Source organism: Streptomyces sp. MA5143a (assembly GCF_900290235.1).
In the GTDB taxonomy this organism is placed as follows: Bacteria; Actinomycetota; Actinomycetes; order Streptomycetales; family Streptomycetaceae; genus Streptomyces.
On the sequence record NZ_OLMK01000177.1, the window covers coordinates 1 to 1,053 of the forward strand.

Consider the following 1,053-nt stretch of genomic DNA (forward strand, 5'->3'; position numbering starts at 1 on the left):
TTACTGACCTTGCTGGGGTGATGTCGTGGGGGTCGACAAGCTGTGGCTGTCGCAGTAGGCCGGTCACATGAGGTATCCGCAAGGGGGCGGGCTGACCGCGGAGCGACGGGCGTTTCGCGAGCACATCCGGATGCAGGCAGCCGAGTTATTCGCCCTGGGACACGACAATGCCGCCATCGCCAAGCAGTTACGTGTCAGCGTGCGGTCGGTACAGCGGTGGCACCAGGCATGGGGGCACGGCGGAACGCCGGCCCTGGAGTCGAAGGGGCAGGCGTCCAGGCCCAAGCTGAGTGAGGCACTGTTCGAGGTGCTCGAGCAGGAACTGGCCAGGGGGCCGGTAGCACACGGCTGGCCGGACCAGACCTGGACGCTGGCGCGGATCAAGACGCTGATCGGGCGCCGGTTCCACAAGACCATGACGCTGTCGGCCATCGCGCAGATGCTGCACCGACACGGCTTCAGCCACCAGCTCCCGGCCCGCCGAGCGGTCGAGCGCGACGAGGAGGCCGTGGCGGGCTGGGTGAAGGAGACCTGGCCCCAGGTGGAAGGTCCGTGGCGGCGCTCGACGCCTGGCTGTGCTTCGAAGACGAAGCAGGCTTCTCGATGACGCCGCCCACCACCCGCACCTGGGCCCGGCGCGGACACACACCCGTCATACGGGTCCGCGGACGCTCCCAGCGCCGCTTCTCCATCGCCGCTCTGGCCTGCTACAGGCCCGGCGAACGCTCGCGCCTGATCTACCGGCCCAAACGGCACGTCGACCACAAGCGGGGCGGCAGACGCAGTTTCACCTGGACCGACTACCGCGACCTGCTCATCACCGCCCACCAGCAACTCGGCGCACCGATCGTGCTCGTATGGGACAACCTGAACGTGCACAGAGACCGCCGGCTGCGGGAGTTCATCGACACCCACGACTGGATCACCTGTTACTTCCTGCCGTCCTATGCACCCGACCTCAACCCCGTCGAGGGCATCTGGTCACTGCTGCGACGCAGCAGCCAGGCCAACACTGCATTCACCGACCCTGACCACCTCATGAGCGCGCTCCGG

The 1,053-nt window shown here is 67.4% G+C and carries 1 protein-coding gene; it reads left to right on the plus strand.

The annotated features are described in order from the left end of the window. Positions 1-67: 67 nt before the first annotated feature. Positions 68-1,053, plus strand: a protein-coding gene (locus tag SMA5143A_RS45075) for an IS630 family transposase (RefSeq protein WP_441349516.1) whose coding sequence is annotated in 2 segments (ribosomal slippage) — positions 68-593 and positions 593-1,053 — 987 coding nt annotated over the 2 segments. Because the reading frame shifts where the segments join, the coding sequence is not laid out codon by codon here. This gene is flagged as partial in the annotation.